The sequence below is a fragment of the Streptomyces venezuelae genome (genome assembly GCF_008642335.1).
Classification (GTDB): domain Bacteria; phylum Actinomycetota; class Actinomycetes; order Streptomycetales; family Streptomycetaceae; genus Streptomyces; species Streptomyces venezuelae_F.
The window spans coordinates 5,085,386-5,102,677 of the sequence record NZ_CP029191.1 but is presented as its reverse complement, the minus strand read 5'-3'; the positions used below and the strand labels follow the sequence as shown (position 1 = coordinate 5,102,677).

Annotated in this window: 18 protein-coding genes; 11 read left to right on the top strand and 7 right to left on the bottom strand. The window is 70.4% G+C overall.

The features are described 5' to 3' along the window. The first annotated feature begins 108 nt into the window (after positions 1–108). From DEJ49_RS23275 to DEJ49_RS23260, 4 genes are all read left to right on the top strand, one after another. Positions 109–1,149: an ATP-binding cassette domain-containing protein gene (locus DEJ49_RS23275; protein ID WP_150185924.1), complete on the top strand. Its 1,041-nt coding sequence runs from the start codon at positions 109–111 to the stop codon at positions 1,147–1,149. Further along, positions 1,146–1,997 carry an ABC transporter permease gene (locus tag DEJ49_RS23270; protein WP_150185923.1) on the top strand — a complete coding sequence of 284 codons (852 nt, stop codon included), beginning with the start codon at positions 1,146–1,148 and terminating at the stop codon, positions 1,995–1,997. Before DEJ49_RS23275 ends, DEJ49_RS23270 begins: the two co-directional genes overlap by 4 nt. 207 nt (positions 1,998–2,204) lie before the next feature. Continuing rightward, positions 2,205–2,852 carry a ClpP family protease gene (locus DEJ49_RS23265; protein WP_150185922.1) on the top strand — a complete coding sequence of 216 codons (648 nt, stop codon included), beginning with the start codon at positions 2,205–2,207 and terminating at the stop codon, positions 2,850–2,852. Positions 2,853–2,870: 18 nt separating this feature from the next. Next, positions 2,871–3,488, top strand: a complete 618-nt coding sequence (locus DEJ49_RS23260) for a ClpP family protease (protein WP_150185921.1) — start codon at positions 2,871–2,873, stop codon at positions 3,486–3,488. Positions 3,489–3,501: 13 nt separating this feature from the next. Here DEJ49_RS23260 and DEJ49_RS36490 read toward each other — a convergent pair whose 3' ends face one another. Both DEJ49_RS36490 and DEJ49_RS23250 read right to left on the bottom strand, forming a co-directional pair. After that, entirely contained in the window at positions 3,502–3,888 is a 387-nt protein-coding gene (locus DEJ49_RS36490; RefSeq protein WP_411757189.1) for a helix-turn-helix domain-containing protein, read from the bottom strand. A 75-nt stretch (positions 3,889–3,963) separates the two neighbouring features. Then, the gene (locus DEJ49_RS23250) at positions 3,964–4,848 is read right to left on the bottom strand and encodes a helix-turn-helix domain-containing protein (protein WP_150185920.1); all 885 of its coding nucleotides are present in this window, start codon (positions 4,846–4,848) and stop codon (positions 3,964–3,966) included. A gap of 138 nt (positions 4,849–4,986) precedes the next feature. Here DEJ49_RS23250 and DEJ49_RS23245 point away from each other — a divergent pair, with 138 nt between their 5' ends. Next, positions 4,987–6,039 (top strand): NAD(P)-dependent alcohol dehydrogenase, encoded by a 1,053-nt coding sequence (locus DEJ49_RS23245; RefSeq protein ID WP_150185919.1) that lies wholly within the window; start codon positions 4,987–4,989, stop codon positions 6,037–6,039. Positions 6,040–6,194: 155 nt separating this feature from the next. Next, entirely contained in the window at positions 6,195–6,581 is a 387-nt protein-coding gene (locus tag DEJ49_RS23240) for a VOC family protein (protein ID WP_150185918.1), read from the top strand. Here the strand turns inward: DEJ49_RS23240 and DEJ49_RS23235 are convergent. Next, positions 6,563–6,949, bottom strand: coding sequence for a winged helix-turn-helix transcriptional regulator (locus DEJ49_RS23235; protein WP_150185917.1), 387 nt, complete (start codon positions 6,947–6,949; stop codon positions 6,563–6,565). The two genes, DEJ49_RS23240 and DEJ49_RS23235, sit on opposite strands and share 19 nt — an antisense overlap. Positions 6,950–6,973: 24 nt before the next feature. On the opposite strand from DEJ49_RS23235, the gene DEJ49_RS23230 reads away from it, so the two are divergent. Continuing rightward, positions 6,974–7,372 carry a YybH family protein gene (locus DEJ49_RS23230; RefSeq protein ID WP_150185916.1) on the top strand — a complete coding sequence of 133 codons (399 nt, stop codon included), beginning with the start codon at positions 6,974–6,976 and terminating at the stop codon, positions 7,370–7,372. A 27-nt stretch (positions 7,373–7,399) separates the two neighbouring features. Here DEJ49_RS23230 and DEJ49_RS23225 read toward each other — a convergent pair whose 3' ends face one another. Further along, positions 7,400–7,810 (bottom strand): hypothetical protein, encoded by a 411-nt coding sequence (locus DEJ49_RS23225; protein ID WP_150185915.1) that lies wholly within the window; start codon positions 7,808–7,810, stop codon positions 7,400–7,402. Positions 7,811–7,940: 130 nt separating this feature from the next. Further along, entirely contained in the window at positions 7,941–11,288 is a 3,348-nt protein-coding gene (locus tag DEJ49_RS23220; RefSeq protein WP_223832958.1) for a S8 family peptidase, read from the bottom strand. Between the two features lie 300 nt (positions 11,289–11,588). Here DEJ49_RS23220 and DEJ49_RS23215 point away from each other — a divergent pair, with 300 nt between their 5' ends. After that, on the top strand, positions 11,589–13,202 hold the full coding sequence (locus tag DEJ49_RS23215; protein ID WP_150185914.1) for an InlB B-repeat-containing protein: 1,614 nt from the start codon (positions 11,589–11,591) through the stop codon (positions 13,200–13,202). Positions 13,203–13,272: 70 nt separating this feature from the next. On the opposite strand, the gene DEJ49_RS23210 is transcribed toward DEJ49_RS23215, so the two are convergent. Both DEJ49_RS23210 and DEJ49_RS23205 read right to left on the bottom strand, forming a co-directional pair. Next, the gene (locus tag DEJ49_RS23210; protein WP_150185913.1) at positions 13,273–14,535 is read right to left on the bottom strand and encodes an Ig-like domain-containing protein; all 1,263 of its coding nucleotides are present in this window, start codon (positions 14,533–14,535) and stop codon (positions 13,273–13,275) included. Between the two features lie 250 nt (positions 14,536–14,785). Then, complete coding sequence (locus DEJ49_RS23205) at positions 14,786–15,115, bottom strand: hypothetical protein (protein WP_150185912.1); 330 nt, start codon at positions 15,113–15,115, stop codon at positions 14,786–14,788. A gap of 110 nt (positions 15,116–15,225) precedes the next feature. Here DEJ49_RS23205 and DEJ49_RS23200 point away from each other — a divergent pair, with 110 nt between their 5' ends. The 3 genes from DEJ49_RS23200 to DEJ49_RS23190 all read left to right on the top strand — a co-directional run bounded on the left by DEJ49_RS23200 (position 15,226) and on the right by DEJ49_RS23190 (position 17,278). Next, positions 15,226–15,543 carry an LAETG motif-containing sortase-dependent surface protein gene (locus DEJ49_RS23200; RefSeq protein ID WP_190329420.1) on the top strand — a complete coding sequence of 106 codons (318 nt, stop codon included), beginning with the start codon at positions 15,226–15,228 and terminating at the stop codon, positions 15,541–15,543. Positions 15,544–15,580: 37 nt separating this feature from the next. Further along, positions 15,581–16,381: an inositol monophosphatase family protein gene (locus DEJ49_RS23195; RefSeq protein WP_150185910.1), complete on the top strand. Its 801-nt coding sequence runs from the start codon at positions 15,581–15,583 to the stop codon at positions 16,379–16,381. A gap of 123 nt (positions 16,382–16,504) precedes the next feature. Further along, a complete protein-coding gene (locus DEJ49_RS23190) occupies positions 16,505–17,278 on the top strand; it encodes a polysaccharide deacetylase family protein (protein WP_150185909.1) in 774 nt (257 codons plus the stop codon). The last annotated feature ends 14 nt before the right edge of the window (positions 17,279–17,292 follow it).

Genomic DNA, 17,292 nt, shown 5'->3' with positions numbered 1-17,292 from the left:
CGATGTATCGCGTTATGGTGTGCTCCTCGTCACCTGTCGCCGGGCGTCGCAAGTCCGGCAAACCTAAGCTTTTGCGTAGGAACCCACCAGGAGTAGGGGAGAACCCACATGCCAGGCGCCATCTACGCCGAAGGTCTGGTGAAGACCTTCGGTGACGTACGGGCTCTGGACGGCGTCGATCTGGATGTCCCGGAAGGTACCGTCCTCGGCCTGCTGGGGCCGAACGGCGCGGGGAAGACGACGGCGGTCCGCTGCCTGACGACGCTGCTCACCCCCGACAGCGGCAAGGCGGTCGTCGCTGGCATCGACGTATTGAAGCACCCCAACGAAGTCCGGCGCTCCATCGGTTTGTCCGGCCAATTCGCCGCCGTGGACGAGTATCTGACAGGGCGTGAGAACCTGCAGATGGTGGGCCAGCTCTACCAGATGCGGGCCAAGGAGGCGAAGGCCAGGGCGGCCGAACTGCTCGACCGGTTCAACCTCTCCGACGCGGCCGACCGCCCCTCCAAGACGTACTCCGGAGGCATGCGCCGCCGCCTCGACCTCGCCGCGGCGCTCGTCGTGTCGCCCCCGGTGATGTTCATGGACGAGCCGACCACCGGCCTGGACCCGCGCAACCGCCAGCAGCTGTGGGAGGTCATCCAGGAGTTGGTCTCGGGCGGCACCACCCTCCTCCTCACCACGCAGTACCTCGAAGAGGCCGACCACCTCGCGCACGACATCTGCGTCGTCGACCACGGCCGCGTCATCGCCCGCGGCACGTCCGACCAGCTCAAGGCGCAGACCGGCGGCGAGCGCGTCGAGGTCGTCGTGCACGACCGCGAGCACATCGCCACCGCCTCCGAGGTCCTGCGCGGCTTCGGCAAGGGCGAGGTCGCCGTCGCCGAGCACACCCGCAAGCTGACCGTCCCCGTCACCGGTGGCGCCAAGCTGCTCGCCGAGGTCATCCGCGAGCTGGACGTCCGCGGCATGGAGATCGACGACATCGGACTGCGCCGCCCGACCCTCGACGACGTCTTCATCTCCCTCACGGGGCACGTCGCGGAGGTCGCGGACGAGACGAACGGGGACGGGGGCGGGGGCGGGGCCGGCGCCAAGTCCAAGCGCGCCACCGCCGACGCCAAGCGCAACAAGGAGGCCGACAAGTGAGCACCGTCACCGACGCCGTGCCCGTCGCCGGGCCCAGGCCCGCCGGCGGCATCGGCCAGTCCGTCAGGGACTCCCTGGTCGTCGCCAAGCGCAACCTGATCCGCATGTCGCGGATCCCGGAGATGGTCATCTTCGGCCTCATCCAGCCGATCATGTTCGTGGTGCTGTTCAGCTACGTCTTCGGCGGATCCATGATGATCGGCAACAGCACCGACCCCGCCGACTACCGCAACTTCCTGATGGCGGGCATCTTCGCGCAGACCGTCACCTTCGCCACGGCGGGCGCGGGGGCCGGTATCGCCGACGACATGCACAAGGGCCTCATCGACCGCTTCCGGTCGCTGCCCATGGCGCGCGGCGCGGTCCTCACCGGCCGCACCATCGCCGACCTCGTTCAGACCGCGCTGACCCTCCTGGTCCTCGCGGTGGTGGCGCTGCTCGTCGGCTGGCGCATCCACGAGGGGATCGGCAAGGCGCTCGGCGCGTTCGGCCTGCTGCTCCTGCTCGGGTACGCGTTCACGTGGGTCGGCGCGCTCATCGGACTCTCGGTCCGCACGCCGGAGGCGGCCACGTCGGGCGGCCTGATCTGGCTGTTCCCGGTCACGTTCATCTCGAACGCGTTCGTCGACTCCAGCAAGATGACACCCTGGCTGCGGCACGTCGCCGACTGGAACCCCTTCAGCGCGACCGTCCAGGCCTGCCGCCAGCTCTTCGGCAACCCGGGGGTCTCCCCGTCCGACGCCTGGCCCATGCAACACCCGGTCTGGGCCTCGCTGATCTACTCGGTCCTGATCATCCTGCTCTTCCGCACCCTGTCGGTACGCAAGTACCGCTCCGCGACGGCCTGAGCGAAGACTCCCCCGACGCGAAAGCCCCTGCCCCGCCCCACAAGGACAGGGGCTTTCAGCTGCCCGGTGAAGGGGCCCGTACGGGGCGCCTCCTCTGCCCTCAGCGAATCTGCCACGGGCCGAGATTTCTGTCAGGCCGCTTCGGCGCGGGCAACAGTGGTGGTGGAGCGGGGCGTTGGGCCTCGTTTCCGGGATACGGGAGGCGCCATGGAGGTACGGAGCAGGGAGCGGGTCGTGCGGGGGGAGGACGGGGAGACCGTGCCGTCACGGTTCGACGACCATCTCGCCGCGCAGCTGCTCAACCAGCGGATCGTGTTCCTCGGGACGCAGGTCGACGAGGTGTCCGCCAACCGCGTGTGCGCGCAGATGCTGTTGCTGTCGGCGGAGGATCCGAAGACCGACATCAGTCTGTACATCAACAGCCCCGGCGGCTCCGTCACCGCCGGGCTCGCCATCTACGACACCATGCGGCTCATCCCGAACGACGTGGCGACCCTCGCCATGGGGTTCGCCGCCAGCATGGGGCAGTTCCTGCTCAGCGTCGGCACGCAGGGGAAGCGGTTCGCGCTGCCCCACGCGCGGATCATGATGCACCAGCCCTCCGCCGGCATCGGCGGCACCACCGCGGACATCGCCATCCAGGCCGAGAACCTGGAGTTCACGAAGCGGACCATCGAACGGCTCACCGCCGAGCACACCGGGCAGAGCGAGGAGACGATCTCGCGGGACGGCGACCGGGACCGGTGGTTCACCGCCGAGCAGGCCAAGGAGTACGGGATGGTCGACCACGTGGTCGCCTCCCTCGACGACGTACGGCCCGCCGGGTCGAAGCGCCGTATCGGGCTCGGGATCTGAGGAAGGGGAGGGAGAGCAATGAGTCAGTACACCATTCCCACCGTCGTCGAGCGCACCCCGCAAGGGGGCGAGCGCGCCTACGACGTCTACAGCCGGCTGCTCTCCGAGCGGATCATCTTCCTCGGGACGGAGATCGACGACGGCGTCGCCAACGTCGTCATCGCGCAGCTCCTGCATCTCGAGTCGTCCGCGCCGGAGCGCGAGGTGTCCCTGTACATCAACTCGCCCGGTGGGTCCTTCACCTCGCTCATGGCCATCTACGACACGATGAGCTTCATCACCGCGCCGATCTCGACGTTCTGCGTCGGCCAGGCCGCCTCGACCGCCGCCGTGCTCCTGGCCGGCGGCGACCCGGGGCGGCGGTTCGTCCTCGACCACGCGCGCGTGCTGCTCGGGCAGCCCGCGAGCCGCGGACAGCAGGGCACGGTGTCCGACCTCAGCCTGCAGGCGAAGGAAATGCTCCGGATCCGCTCGCAGGTCGAGGAGGTGCTGGCCCACCACACGCACCACGACATCGCGACGCTCCGCGCCGACATGGACCGCGACAAGGTCTTCACGGCGCAGGAGGCGGTCGCGTACGGGCTCGCGGATCAGGTGCTCAGCAGGCGGGCCCTGCCGGCCGCGGCCGCGGCCTGATCCCACCGACCGATCACGCCGCCAGGCGCACGTCGCCCTGGAACGACGCCCTGGCCGACCTCGCGCGGGGAAGGCCGGCCAGGCGCGTCTGGGCGAGGGAGAGCAGGTCGGGCAGGCCCAGACCCAGTGCGCGGGCCGCGGCCGCGAGGACCTCGGAGGAGGCTTCCTTGCGGCCGCGCTCCAGCTCGGAGAGGTATGGCATGGAGATCCGGGCGGCGTCCGCCACGTCCTTGAGCGTGCGCTCCTGCGCGAGGCGCTCACCGCGCAGGACGTCGCCGACGACGTCGCGCCAGAGGGGTTCCTTCTCCCCTGCGGGCCGGGCAGGTGTCGGCGCCGCCTCGACCGGGCGGAGGTGGATGACGCGGGCTTCGTTCGCCTTCTGGCGCTCTTGGCTGCTCACCGCCCCAGCGTAGGAGCGATACGGTCGGCGGCGCAGGGTGGAGCGTTCCGCCTCCCGCGAAATCGGACGAGCAACCTACTGCCGCGGCGTTCCCACCGCCGACGCGTCCCGCCCCCAGCTCGCGAGCAGCCGCAGGCCCTCCGCCGAGGCCGAGTCCGGTTCCGCGTGGTACATCAGCAGGGACTGGTCGCAGTCGTCCGGCAGCCGCAGCGTCTCGAAGGACAACGTCAGGTCGCCCACCAGCGGATGGTGCAGGCGCTTGACGCCGTGGCCCTTCTCGCGGACGTCGTGCGTGGCCCACAGGCCCCTGAACTCCTCGCTCTTCACGGAGAGTTCGCCGACCAGGGAGGAGAGTTCGGGGTCGTTCGGGTAGCAGCCCGCGTCCATGCGCAGGTAGCCGACGATGTCCGACGCCTTCTGCTCCCAGTCCACGAAGAGGTCGCGCGAGCGCGGGTCCAGGAAGCAGATGCGCGCCCAGTTCCGGTCGGCCGGCGCGAGCTCGCCCCAGTCGCCGAAGAGCGCCGCGGCGAGCGCGTTCCAGCCGAGGATGTCCGAGCGGCGGCCCACCACGTACGCGGGCACGGACTGCACGGAGTCGAGGAGCTGCTGCAGCGCGGGCCGCATGTGCTGCTGGCGCGCCGCCCGCTTCTTCTTGAGGGTCTTCGGCTTCGCGAGCCGCGTCAGGTGGGCGTGCTCGGCGTCGGTCAGGCGCAGGGCACGCGCGATGGCGTCGAGCACCTCGCCGGAGACGTTGCGGCCGTTGCCCTGTTCGAGCCGGGTGTAGTACGCGACGGAGACCCCGGCGAGCTGGGCGAGCTCCTCGCGGCGCAGGCCGGGCACCCTGCGGTGCCGTCCGAAGTTCGGCAGGCCGACGTCCTGGGGCTGCAGCCGCGCCCTGCGGGTGCGCAGGAACTCGCTCAGCTCCGCCCGACTGCCGAGGAGCGCGGGGTTCTCGTCCATGCTCTCCAGTATCCAGCCCCGCCGTCCCGTATCCAGGGGCGTACGCCGGGGAGCCTGTCCCCGCCAGTGGTAGGCACAGTGGTCGTAGGCAGAACGGGTGTCTGGGTGACACCGCAGGTCAGTGGCAGCCTCGGTGACATGACTGAGCAGATCACCACCGTTTCCGCCTACGCCGCTCCCGCCCCCGAGGCGCCCCTGGAGCGGACCACCGTGCCGCGCCGCGCCGTCGGCGAGTTCGACGTCCTGATCGACATCAAGTACGCCGGTATCTGCCACTCCGACATCCACCAGGCCCGCGACGGCTGGGGCAAGGGCATCTACCCGATGGTGCCCGGCCACGAGATCGTCGGTGTCGTCACCGAGGTCGGCCCCGGTGTCACCAAGTTCACCGTCGGTGACCGCGTCGGTGTCGGCTGCATGGTCGACTCCTGCCGCGAGTGCGAGAACTGCAAGGCGGGCCTTGAGCAGTACTGCGCGCAGGGCAACATCCAGACGTACAACGGGATCGGCAAGGACGGCGAGCCGACGTACGGCGGCTACTCCACGCACATCGTCGTGGACGAGGCGTACACCCTCCGCATCCCCGACGGGCTCTCCCTCGACGTGGCCGCGCCGCTGCTGTGCGCCGGCATCACCACGTACTCCCCGCTCGCGCACTGGCACGCGGGCCCCGGCAGGAAGGTCGCCGTCGTCGGCCTCGGCGGTCTCGGCCACATGGCCGTCAAGATCGCGCACGCCATGGGCGCGGAGGTCACCGTCCTCTCGCAGACCCTGCGCAAGAAGGACGACGGCCTGAAGCTGGGCGCCGACCACTACTACGCGACCAGCGACGACGCCACGTTCGAGCAGCTCGCGGGCTCCTTCGACCTGATCCTGTCGACGGTCTCCGCGCCGCTGCCCCTGGACAAGTACCTGGGTCTGCTCCGCACGGACGGCGCCTTCGTGAACGTCGGCGCCCCCGAGGAGCCGGTCTCCCTCAACCTGTTCTCCGTGATCGGCGGCCGCAAGACCCTCGCGGGCTCCGGCATCGGCGGCATCCAGGAGACGCAGGAGATGCTGGACTTCTGCGCCGCGCACGGCCTCGGTGCGGAGATCGAGCTGATCCGCGCGGACCAGATCAACGAGGCGTACGAGCGGGTACTCGCCAGCGACGTGCGCTACCGCTTCGTGATCGACACCGCGACGATCTGACTCGTCCGCGCGGCCTAGGGCCGATGGCGCACCCCGGCGGGCCCGGCGACCGATGCGTCGCCGGGCCCGCCGGTCCTACGGTGGTTCCCGGACCGGACAGCAGACCGGGCAACGGACCCGGACAACGGCAGGACCGGCAGACCGGAGGTCGCACGATGTCGATCGAGCTCAACCACACCATCGTCACGGCACGGGACAGCAAGGCGTCCGCCCAGTTCCTCGCGGACATCCTCGGCCTGGAGGTGGGCCCCCAGTACGGCCCCTTCGTCCCCGTGGAGATCCCCAACGGCGTGACCCTCGACTACTACGAGGACGGCAGCGGCCCCTTCGTGCCCCAGCACTACGCCTTCCTCGTCTCCGAGGACGAGTTCGACGAGATCTTCGGCCGCATCAAGAGCCGTGGCCTCCCCTACTGGGCCGACCCGTACCACCGCCGCGCCGGCGAGACGAACACGAACGACGGCGGCCGCGGCGTCTACTGGGACGACCCCGACGGCCACAACCTGGAAATCATCACGAGGCCCTACGGCGCCGAGGGCTGAGCGGGCAGCTCGCCCCAGTCCCACAGGGCTTGCAGGACCGGGCCCAGCGCACGGCCGCGCGGGGTGAGTCCGTACGTCACCGTGGTGGGCCAGCCCGGGGTGCGGGTCCGGTGGACCGCGCCCGCGGCGACCAGCTGCGTGAGACGCTCGGTCAGGGTCTTGTCGGACAACTGCGGCAGCGCCGAGGCGAGTTCCCCGTACGGGGCCGTGTCGCGCCGCAGCAGCTCGCGGACGACGAGCGTGGTCCAGCGGCCGCGCAGCGCGGCGAGCGTGATCTCCACGGGGCAGTCCGGGCTCGGGGCGGCGACCTCCGCCAGGGCGTCGTCGGGCAGCCCGGGGCGTGTGCCGCTTACCGTTCGGTGAGTCACGAGAGGGCCTCCTACGGTTCAGCCATGACCGACAGCAGGAGTAACACGACGGCGTCCGGCCTGCCCACCCGGCCCGAGGACGTCCCCGCCGCCTTCGCCGCGCGCTTCAACAGCGGCGATCCGCACGCCGTGCGCGAGCTCTACGAGGAACGGGCCGCCTTCGTGCCCGAGTCCGGCGAGGCCGTGCACGGCGGCGCGGAGATCGCCGCAGCCAACGCACCGTTCCTCGCCCTCGGCCTGCCGATGACCGTGCGGCCCCGGCACGTGCACGTCGCCGGGGACGTGGCGCTGCTCGTCGTCGACTGGGAGATCGGCGCGGGCGAGACCCGGTCCACGGCCACGGACGTGGTACGACGCGGCACCGACGGGTTCTGGCGATACGTGATCGACAGTCCGTTCGGTGCCGCGCCGCAGTCACCGTGACGGGCCGGTCCGCCGTCGGACCGACCGCTACTCGGCCACTTTCACCTTCACCGGTTTCGTCGCGTAGTTCCTCAGCTTCTCGAAGTCGGGTGTGTGCGCCCCGTTCTTCTTCGTGAGCAGCGGGAGCCCTTCGGTGTCGTCAAGGTCGTAGGCGCCGAATCCCAGCAGTTCGATCCCTGCCGGGACGTGGTCGACGGCGACCCGCGTGATCTCGATGGACCTCGCGGAGGTGTTGTGCGGCGCCGGGAGCGCGAGGTACCAGATGTCCCCCACGCGGGCGTGCTCGTTGCCCACGGTGCCGCTCGACTGGGCACCGTCCTCCGCGAGAGCCGTTCCGGCTCCGGCGCCGCCCGGCCCGATGCTCGACAGGCAGCCGGCCAGCGCAAGTGCGGCGAGCAGTGCCAGCAGGAACGGGCCCCGCTCGATGTGTCCCCGCATGTGCCCTTCCCGGTGGATCAGCCGACCGCGCGTACGGCCCGGCTGCCGTCCCGGGCCGACCCCGAAGTTCGGGGTCGGCCCGGGCGCCCGCGCGTGGGCTACGGCTGCACGGCGCGAGCGTACGCGTCCGTCACTTCGCGTAGAACGCGTTGTAGATCGACAGCGTCGACTTGTTGCCCTTCTTGTCCGCGATCTTGGCGTGGAACGAGATCGCCTTGTTCTTCGCGGGGTTCTTCACGGAGATCTTGCCGCCCGTGACCGTGACCTTCTTCCAGGTCTGGCCGTAGTCGTAGGAGACGTACACGGCGAGGGACTTCAGGTTCGAGCCGGCTGCCGCACCCTGCACCGTCACCGGCACGGACTGCTTCTCGTCGGCCTTCACCCGGCTGCTCAGGTCGGTCTTCGCGCCGAACCGCACCGTGGAGACCGGCAGCTTCGCCTCGTCGACCTTCTTGGAGCGGAAGCTGAAGCTCGCGTCGATGCGCGTGGAGGCCGCGCCCACCTTGACGCTGCGCTTCACGGACGTCGACAGCTTGTACGCGGCGTCGCCCGACGGCACCTTGAACGGCTTCTCGCCGGCCAGCGGGTCGGCGTTCTCGCCGATCTGCGTGCCGTTGCGGGTCAGCGTCGTCTTCACCGACGTGTACAGCGAGTAGCCCGCGTGGGTCTGGCCGTCGGCGAAGACGGGCAGGTCGCCCACGATCTGGTTGCCGCGCCGGTAGACCCCGTACACACCGCCGATGCGCGGGCCGAAGACGGCCGTGTTGAACGTCTTCTCGTACGTCGCGCCCGGCTTGAAGGTCTGCGAGGCGCCCAGCGTGTAGGCGGTCTCCAGGGTCGGCCAGCCCTCGGGGTCGGACGGGTTCGGCGGGCCGTTCTGCTCGAACTCCAGGCCCCACTTGACCTTGTCGCCCGTCGACACGTACACCCTGCGCTCGGTCGGCAGCTTCGTCGGGACGGAGACGGACCAGCCGCCGTCGACGTCGGGCAGCTCGGCGGACGCGCGCAGCGAGCCCGTCTTGCCGCTCGCGGCCGCGCCGAGCCCGACCTTGAGCGTGGCCAGGTCGGCCGCCTTGTAGTGCTTGGTGTAGCCGGTGGCGAGCTGCTTCACCTTGCCGCCGGAGGTGACGTTGTACTCGGTGTCGTCACCCTTGGTCCAGACGGCCGGCCACGACTGGCTGAGCGTGACGCCGGTCGGGGCGGCACCGATGGAGGCGGTGCGGAAGTTCTTGTACTCGTCCATCAGCCAGCCGAAGCCCGCGCTGAAGTCCGGCGTCTCGACCGTGTAGTCGGGTGCCGCGAGGACGCCCTTGAGGTCGGTCGCCGGCACGGTCACGTCGACGGGCTTGGCCGTCCGCGCGTCCACCGTCACCGTGGTGTTCTTGGTGACGTCCACCTTCGGCTGGGCGAGCCAGTCGAGGCCCTTGCCGAGGTCCTCCAGGTCGACCGCGACGTTCGCGTCGAGGGCGTAACTGCCCTTGGGCACGCGCAGCTTGACGGTGCCGGACGGGTCGTACGAGCTCCGGTCCGCGCCTCTGGCGGCGCCGGTGAGGCCGATGAACGAGTCCATGTAGTGCTTCGTCGGCTGTCCGTCACGCCCGAGGTGCTTCACGGTGACGTCGTACGACTCCACCTCGCGGTCGACCGCGGCCGCGGTGCGCACCGACTGGCCGCCGCCCGACGCCACGACGAACGCGGAGTACGCGCCGTCGACCGTGCCGCCCAGCTTGGAGTCGGCCGTCAGGTCCACGGAGGCGGTGCCGCCCGCGGGGACCGTGACCTTCTTCGCGCCGAGGGTGAAGAACCCGGTGGGGGCCGGACGGCCCTTCGGGTCGGTGGCGGTCACCGTCAGGTCGAGGGTGACATCGTCCTTGCCGAGGTTCTTGTAGGTGACCTTCTTGGTGACCGGCTTGTCGTCGGTGTGCGGCCACTGCTGCGTGCCGAAGCTCACCGACACCGGGTCGGCGATCACGGTCTGCTTGATGGCCTTGTCGACGGCGATACGTCCCGAACCCTGCTGGAACGCGGTGTAGTTGCCGCCCTTGGTGGAGCCGGTGAGCGCGCCCTTCAGCTCCGTGTACTTCCAGTCCGGGTGCTGCTGCTTGAGCAGCGCGGCGGCGCCCGCGACGTGCGGGGTCGCCATCGACGTACCGGAGATCGTCAGGTACCCCTCGGGGTTCTGGCCGACTTCCTTGTCGATGACGGAGCCGGGCGCCGCGGCCGCCGTGATGTCCACGCCGGGCGCGGTCACGTCGGGCTTGACGGCGCTGTCGCCGACCCGCGGGCCCTGGCTGGAGAAGTCCGCCAGCTTGTCGTTGTCGTCGACTGCGCCGACGGTGAGGGCTGCGTCCGCGCTGCCCGGGGAGCCGACCGAGCCGGGCTCGCCGTCGTTGCCCGCGGCGATCGCGAAGAGGATGCCCTTCTCCGCGGAGACCTTGTCGACCTGCGCTTCGAGCGGGTCGACGCCGGGGGCGTCGGGGCCGCCGAGGCTCAGGTTGACGACGTCGGCGCCTTGGGCGGCCGCCCAGTCCATGCCGGCGATGATGCCGGAGTCGTCGCCGTAGCCGTCGTCGTCGAGGACCTTGGCGTTGAGGAGCTTGGCGCCGGGTGCGACGCCCTTGAACTTCCCGCCGGACTTGGCGCCCGTGCCGGCCGCGATGGACGCGACGTGCGTGCCGTGGCCGTAGCGGTCCTTGGCGTCGGCGGACCCCGTGAAGTTCTTCTCCGCGATCACCTGGTCCTTGAGGTCCGGGTGCGTGGCGTCGACGCCGGTGTCCAGGACGGCGATCTTGACGCCCTTGCCGTCGTACCCGGCGGCCCACGCCTTGTCGGCGCCGATCTGCTTCACGCTCTTGTCGAGGCTCGCCTTGCGGACGCCGTCGAACCAGACGTGGCTGATTCCGGACGCCGCGGTGCGGTCGGTGCCCTTGCCCCTGGTGAGGGCGGCCCACAGGTCGCCAGCGTCCCGCTTCGGCGTGCTGACCGCGTCGGCGTTCAGCGTCTTCAGGCTCCTGCGGACGGTGGTGTCACCGGCGCCGCGCACGTCGGCCTTGGCCGCGGCGGCCGCGCCCTTGTAGCCGACGATGACCTTGAGCGCCTTCTTCTGCGCCGCACGGTTGCGCTTCTTGTTCAGCTCCGTGACGTCGAAAAGGCGCTGGTCGAGGGTGCCGTCGGCGATCAGGCGCCGCGCGTCGGCGGGTATCAGCAGCGTGTGTCCGCCGCTGCGCCGCACCTGTACGGGTATGTGCTCCCGGCCCTTGGCGCGGTCGATGCCGACCACACGGCCTTCGGCGTCGAGGACGGCACGGTCACCGGTGATCAGCGTGACGCGGTCCTTGCCCGCGCTCTTGCCGAGCCCGCCCCCCGCCGTGGCCGACTGTCCCGCGGTCGACGGGTCCGCGGCCGCGGGGCTGGTCATGCCCGCGGCGAGGGCCACGGCGACCGCCGCGGCGATACTGGCCCCGTACGCTCTCTTCACTTGTCTGTGCAAGTCTCCCCCTGGAGGTTAAGGGGCTGCAGCCCCTCGGACGACGAAGTATGCCGAGGGGCGAACACGTGCTCAATAGCGGGACAGAAGTACAGAGTTGAGGCTGTCCTAAATTTCATGCCGCCTTAACGGCAATTGGCCGGATCCGGCCAATTCGGCGATACGGGCCCGCGCCCTCCCATTTCCCGGCGCCGGAATGGACGCGGCCGTGTGAGTGCCGCGGCCGCGCGCTCGGGTGACGTCCTCGGGCCCGCGATTGCCGCCCACCCCCGCAGTGGAACGACAAGCGCCATGATCCCGACGCCCTCGTCGCGCCCCCGCGGCTCGATCCGGCTGGCCTGCCTCTGCGCCGCCGCCCTCACCCTGTCCACGGCCGCGGCCGTGGCCGAACCCCACCCGTCGGACCCCCGCCCCTCGGACACCCGCCCCGCGGGCCCCCGCCCCTCGGCGAACGAGAAGGACGTCCTGCGAGAGCGCACCGTCGCCCTCGACGTCGCCGACTACCAGTGGCTGTGCGCGTCCGGCGGCTTCGGCCGGGCCCCCGAGCACGCCCTCGCCCTCTTCCGCGGCGTACGGATCACCCTCGTCCAGGACGGCCGCTCGGCGAACGAGGACACCGTCACCTGGTTCGGCCACGTCAAGGGCGCGCCGGACCAGCAGGCGGTGATCTCGGCGAGCCATGTGTGCCGGCCCGCGAAGGCCGCACGCCCCGCCGTGGAGACCCGCCCCGTCCAGCACAAGCCCGTCGTCGACGCCATGATCGACCTGGGCACCCGCACGTACCACCTCACCACGCTGCCCGGAAAGCGCCCGCGCCTGCGGATCACGGAGGAGGACCCCGGCGCGCGCCGCCGCCCCGCCGCCGACAACGGCGCCCTCGACGACCGCGCGGCCCGTGACCTGCACGACTCCCTCACCAACCGCGCCCCGGCCGACCCGGCCGACCCGGTCGTCATCGACGTCCTCGCCGGGTACACGCCGCCCGCGGTGCGCCGGGTGGGCGGCGAGCCGGCGATGGCGGCCCGCATCCGCATGGCGGAGTCGTACATGAACCAGGCCCTCGCGGACAGCGGCGTCGCGGCGAGGATCGACGTCATCGACACGTACGACACCGGATACAGCGGCACGCAGACGGCCGCCGACATGCTCGAGAAGCTCTCCGACCCGCAGGACCGCGAGCTGGGCGCGACCGCGCACCGCAAGCGCGAGGAGCTCGGCGTCGACCTCGTCACCGTGATCAACGACGTCCCCGTCGGCTCCTCGGGCCAGGCAAGCCTGCCCACGAAGGGCCAGTTCGACGACGAGCTGGCGTACTCGGCCGTCGACGTCCAGTCCCTCACCGAGTGGTACAACCTCGGCCACGAACTCGGCCACAACCTGGGTCTGTTCCACGACCGCGCCACGCTCGAACAGCAGGCGGGGAAGGAGGGCTACCAGGAGTACCTCAACTCCCCGAGCGGCACCGGATACATCACCCCGCGCCGCGACCACCACACCGTGATGGCGTACTCGAGCAGCTGCGGGAAGCCCTGCAAGCCCGTCAACCAGTACTCGAACACCGAGAACACCATCGAGGGGCAGCCGCTGGGCGACGAGAACAACAACAACGCCGCGCTGGCCCGCAGGTCCGCCCCCGTCGTCGCGGGCTACCGCGCCCTCAAGGTGACCCGCGCCCGGCACCGCCTCACCCTCGCCGCGAGCCCGAACGGCACGGTCCGCCCCGCCGTCCACGGCCCCTACGCCCCCGGCACCACGGTGGGCGTCACGGCGAAGCCCGCCGCCGGCTACCGCGTCAGCGCCTGGATCGTCGACGGCAGGCGCCACGAGATCACGGACGAGAACGTGACGATGACGATGGACCGCCCGTACAAGGTCAGCGCGGTCTTCGCACCGGCCGGGGCGTGAGAGCCGGACACGGAAGCGGCCCGCACCCTCCGAGGGGTGCGGGCCGCTTCCGTACGCGACGGCCGGGGGCTCAGACGGCCGAGCCGGCCTTCCACTGCGCCCAGTCCATGTTCCAGCCGTTGAGGCCGTTGTCCGGGGCGATGGTCTTGTCGCCGGTGTTGCGGACGTCGACGACGTCACCGGTGATCGAGTTCTCGTAGAACCAGGAGCCCGGCGTGCTCTTGTCGTTCGCGCCCTTGGCGTCCTGGAGGCCGATGCAGCCGTGGCTGGTGTTGGCGCCTCCGAAGATGGACGGCGAGCCCCAGTAGTTGCCGTGGATGAACGTGCCGGAGTTCGACAGGCGCATGGCGTGCGGGACGTCCTTGATGTCGTACTCGCCCTTGCCGTCGCCGTCCTTGAAGCCGACGGTGGCGCCGTCCATCCGGGTCTCCTTGAACTTCTCGGAGATCACCATCTTGCCGTTGTACGTCTTGTTCTGCGGCGAGCCCGCGGAGATCGGGATGGTCTTGACGACCTTGCCGTCCCGCGTCACCTTCATCTGCTTCGTCTTGGCGTCGACGATGGAGACCTGGTTGCGGCCGATCTTGAACTGGACGGTCTTCTGCTGCACGCCGTAGACCCCGTCGGCGCCCTCGACGCCGTCGAGGTTCAGCTTCAGGGTGACCGTGGAGTTGCCCTTCCAGTACTGCTCGGGCCGGAAGTCCAGACGGTTCGCGCCGAACCAGTGGCCGGAGATCTCTTGTCCGCTGCTCGACGAGACCTTGACGGCGGACTGGACCTCCTTCTTGTTCGTGATCGCCTTGTCGAAGTTGATCGACACGGGCATCCCGACGCCGACCGTGGAGCCGTCCTCGGGCGTGAAGTTGCCGATGAAGCTGTTGGCCTTCGAGACCGTCGTGAACGCCGAGTTCTCGTGCGCCTTGCGGCCCTCGGAGTCCTCGGCGGTCGCCGAGATCTTGTACTTCGTCGCGCGCTCGAGCTGGGCGCTGGGCTTCCAGCTCTTCTTGTCCGCGGATATCTTGCCGGCGACGGCGGTGCCGTCGTCGGCCTTCATCGTCACGTCCGTGAGCGTTCCCTCGCTGACCGTGACGGCGGCCGCGCTGTTGATGCTTGCGTTGTCGGAGCCGTTCTTGGGCGCGATCTTGATCTGGGCCTCGGACGTCTTCTTCGCCGCGGCCTCGTCGACCTGGTTCTGCGACTCCTTGCCGCCCGAAGCCTTGTCGCCGTCGTCGCTGCTGCACGCCGAGAGCACGAGCACGCCGCTCACCAGAGCGGACACGGCCGCGGCGCTCTTGCGCCCGCGTCCGAGCCTGCGACGCCTACTGTCCGTCATCACACGCATCTCCATAGTTGCCGAATCCCCAGAGTCAACCCCGAGAGCCCCCCCGCAATCCCGCATAACGTCCTGCCCGGTTCGTCCCGTTCCACTACCGCGAAGAGTGTGGGGAACACCACGTTCCCGGTACTGGAATTGTCCCTCGTAGCCTCTCGGGCCGATGAGGTGGACCGTGCGGGGTGAGACGACAGAACCCCGGGCGGCGGTTGCTGCCCGGGGTTCCCGATTCCGCATTCTTCAATCCGGACTACACGTCGTCGTCCTCGTCATCATCCTCGTCCGGGTCCCACTCCGGTGCGTCGGGGTCGTAGTCGACCGACTCACTGCTCCACGAGGCCTGGGTGAGCTCGGTGCCCGGCACCTGGCTGACCAGGTCGAAGGGGTCCACGAGGTAGGCGAGCGCCTCGGCGACGTCCTCCTGGACCGCGGTCTCGGCGTGCGCCCGCTCCTCTGCGGGCATCTGCTCGTCCTCGGCGATGTGGCCGAGCGCGGCGGCGGTCAGCTTCTCCGCGTCACCCACCTCGACGACCATTTCAACCTTGAGCCGTACAAACCGTGATGTCTCGTCTCCAGTCATACGACGGAGGGTACGGCCCCCGGACCTCGCGACTTTCCCGCGACCCGCACCTTTCATTAGCATCGCCCCACACGGCCAATTCGCCAGCGCCACAAGGGGGATCCGATTCCGTGTCCGCACGCCGATCACTGCTGACCACCGCCGCCGCCGGAGCCCTCCTCGGCGCCCTGTGCTTCGTCCCCTCCGCCAACGCGACGTCGCCCACGACCCACGAGGCCCCCCGGACCGACAGCGCTCCCGCCCAGCACACGACCGCATCCGGGACCGCGCCCGAGACGACCACCGAGGCCTCCGACCGCCTCGCCGAGACGGGCGGCTTCGACACGACTCCGTACGTCGTCGGCGGCACCGCGTTCCTGAGCCTCGGCGCGGGTTTCGTGGCCTTCTCCACTCGCAGAGAACGCACGAGCGGCAAGATCTCCTACTGAGTCCTTCCCGAGCCGCGGCCACCGCTAGTCTGCGGCGATGATCACCTCAGACACCGACATCGCGGTCGCCGCGGCACGTGCCGGCGCCGATGTCGTGCGCGGCCTGTACGGACGGCGGCTCGCCCGCATCGACAAGGGGGCGGGGGACTTCGCCACCGAGGCCGACGTGGCGGCCGAGAAAGCGATCCTCGACGTCATACGGGCCGCGCGGCCCGGCGACACCGTGCTCGGCGAGGAGGGCGGGCGGCGAGGCGCTGCCGACGCCGCGCGCCAGTGGCTGGTGGACCCGTTGTGCGGAACCCTCAACTACGCCGTCGGCAACATGCTCGTGGCCGTCAACGTGGCGCTGCGCGACGGAGCGGCGATGACGGCGGCGGTCGCGGACCCGTTCGGCGGCGAGGTGTTCCACACGGACGGGACGCACGCCTGGGTGCGGGACGGAGCGGTAGACGCGCCGCTGGTCCCCTCCCCCGACACCCGGCTCGTCGACGTCAACCTCGACCCGCCCTTCCCGAGCGCGCCCGGCTTCCGCGGCGTGGACCTGCTGGCCCACCCCGGGTTCGGGGCGCGGTTCCGGCCGCGGGTCGTGTCGACGACGCTGGCGCTCGCCTGGGTCGCGGCGGGGCGGCGTGCCGCGTACGTCACCGACGGCGGCGATCTGTCGGGGAGCGTGCACTTCGCGGCCGGTATCGCCCTGTGCCGGGCAGCGGGCTGCGTGGTCACGGGAGTTGACGGTGTGGCACCCGAGGAAGGCGGCCGCGGGCTCGTGGCGGCGGCCGACGCGGAGACCCATGAGCTGCTGATGTCGATGATCGGTCCCCGGCGGGATTGTCAGTGATCGCCTGCGAAATTGTCCGTGCTTCGTAACAGACGCATCCTCCCGTCCCTCTGACTCGTCCTGCGGGGTGGCCGCACGGCGGCGACCGGGGGAAACGACGAGGCTTTGGTGAGAGGGGCGGGCATGGCACGGCACAGCGGCGGGCGGGGCTGGTACGGCAAGTTGATCGGGGCGGCGCTCGGGGTGACGATGCTGGCCACCGGCGCTTCCGTCTGGACCGCGCAGGCCGGTGACGTGGACGACGCGCCGCCGAAGGCCACCGCGCCCGCCGGTCCCGGCCAGGATGTGAAGCCGGTGTCGAGGACCATCGCGCACGCCTCCGAGAAGGGCGAGCGCGGCATCAACATCACCATCGACGACGGCCCCGACCCCAAGTGGACCCCTCACATGCTCGACCTGCTGCGGCAGAACGGCGTGAAGGCCACGTTCTGCATGGTCGGAACGCAGGCGCAGGCCCACCCCGACGTGGTGAAGAAGGTCGTCGCGGACGGGCACCGCCTCTGTGACCACTCGATCTCGCACAACACCGGCATGGACAAGGAGTCCAACGCCTACCAGTCCAAGCAGATACTCGACGCCGAACGCATGATCACCAAGGCGTCCGGCGGCGTCCGCCCCATGTACTACCGCGCGCCCGGCGGCGCGTTCACCCCGTACAGCCGCAAGCTGGCCGCCGACCGCGGCATGCGCCCGCTGGGCTGGAACGTGGACACCAAGGACTTCGAGCTGCCGGGCACGGACGCCATCGTCGCGACCGTCGAGCGTGAGCTGCCCAACGGTCCGACGCTCCTCTTCCACGACGCGGGCGGCGACCGCACCCAGACCGTCGAGGCCCTGCGCCGGCTCCTCCCCCGGCTGAAGGCGCAGGGCTACACCTTCGGTTTCCCCGTCCGCTAGACGGCCCGACCCGT

Coding starts and splice junctions, on each gene's coding strand:
- DEJ49_RS23225 (WP_150185915.1), bottom strand. CDS start 7,810: ATGCGGGGACACATCGAGCGGGGCCCGTTCCTGCTGGCACTGCTCGCC.
- DEJ49_RS23210 (WP_150185913.1), bottom strand. CDS start 14,535: ATGACGGACAGTAGGCGTCGCAGGCTCGGACGCGGGCGCAAGAGCGCC.
- DEJ49_RS23205 (WP_150185912.1), bottom strand. CDS start 15,115: ATGACTGGAGACGAGACATCACGGTTTGTACGGCTCAAGGTTGAAATG.
- DEJ49_RS23195 (WP_150185910.1), top strand. CDS start 15,581: ATGATCACCTCAGACACCGACATCGCGGTCGCCGCGGCACGTGCCGGC.
- DEJ49_RS23250 (WP_150185920.1), bottom strand. CDS start 4,848: ATGGACGAGAACCCCGCGCTCCTCGGCAGTCGGGCGGAGCTGAGCGAG.
- DEJ49_RS23215 (WP_150185914.1), top strand. CDS start 11,589: ATGATCCCGACGCCCTCGTCGCGCCCCCGCGGCTCGATCCGGCTGGCC.
- DEJ49_RS23230 (WP_150185916.1), top strand. CDS start 6,974: ATGACCGACAGCAGGAGTAACACGACGGCGTCCGGCCTGCCCACCCGG.
- DEJ49_RS23275 (WP_150185924.1), top strand. CDS start 109: ATGCCAGGCGCCATCTACGCCGAAGGTCTGGTGAAGACCTTCGGTGAC.
- DEJ49_RS23190 (WP_150185909.1), top strand. CDS start 16,505: ATGGCACGGCACAGCGGCGGGCGGGGCTGGTACGGCAAGTTGATCGGG.
- DEJ49_RS23260 (WP_150185921.1), top strand. CDS start 2,871: ATGAGTCAGTACACCATTCCCACCGTCGTCGAGCGCACCCCGCAAGGG.
- DEJ49_RS23245 (WP_150185919.1), top strand. CDS start 4,987: ATGACTGAGCAGATCACCACCGTTTCCGCCTACGCCGCTCCCGCCCCC.
- DEJ49_RS23265 (WP_150185922.1), top strand. CDS start 2,205: ATGGAGGTACGGAGCAGGGAGCGGGTCGTGCGGGGGGAGGACGGGGAG.
- DEJ49_RS23240 (WP_150185918.1), top strand. CDS start 6,195: ATGTCGATCGAGCTCAACCACACCATCGTCACGGCACGGGACAGCAAG.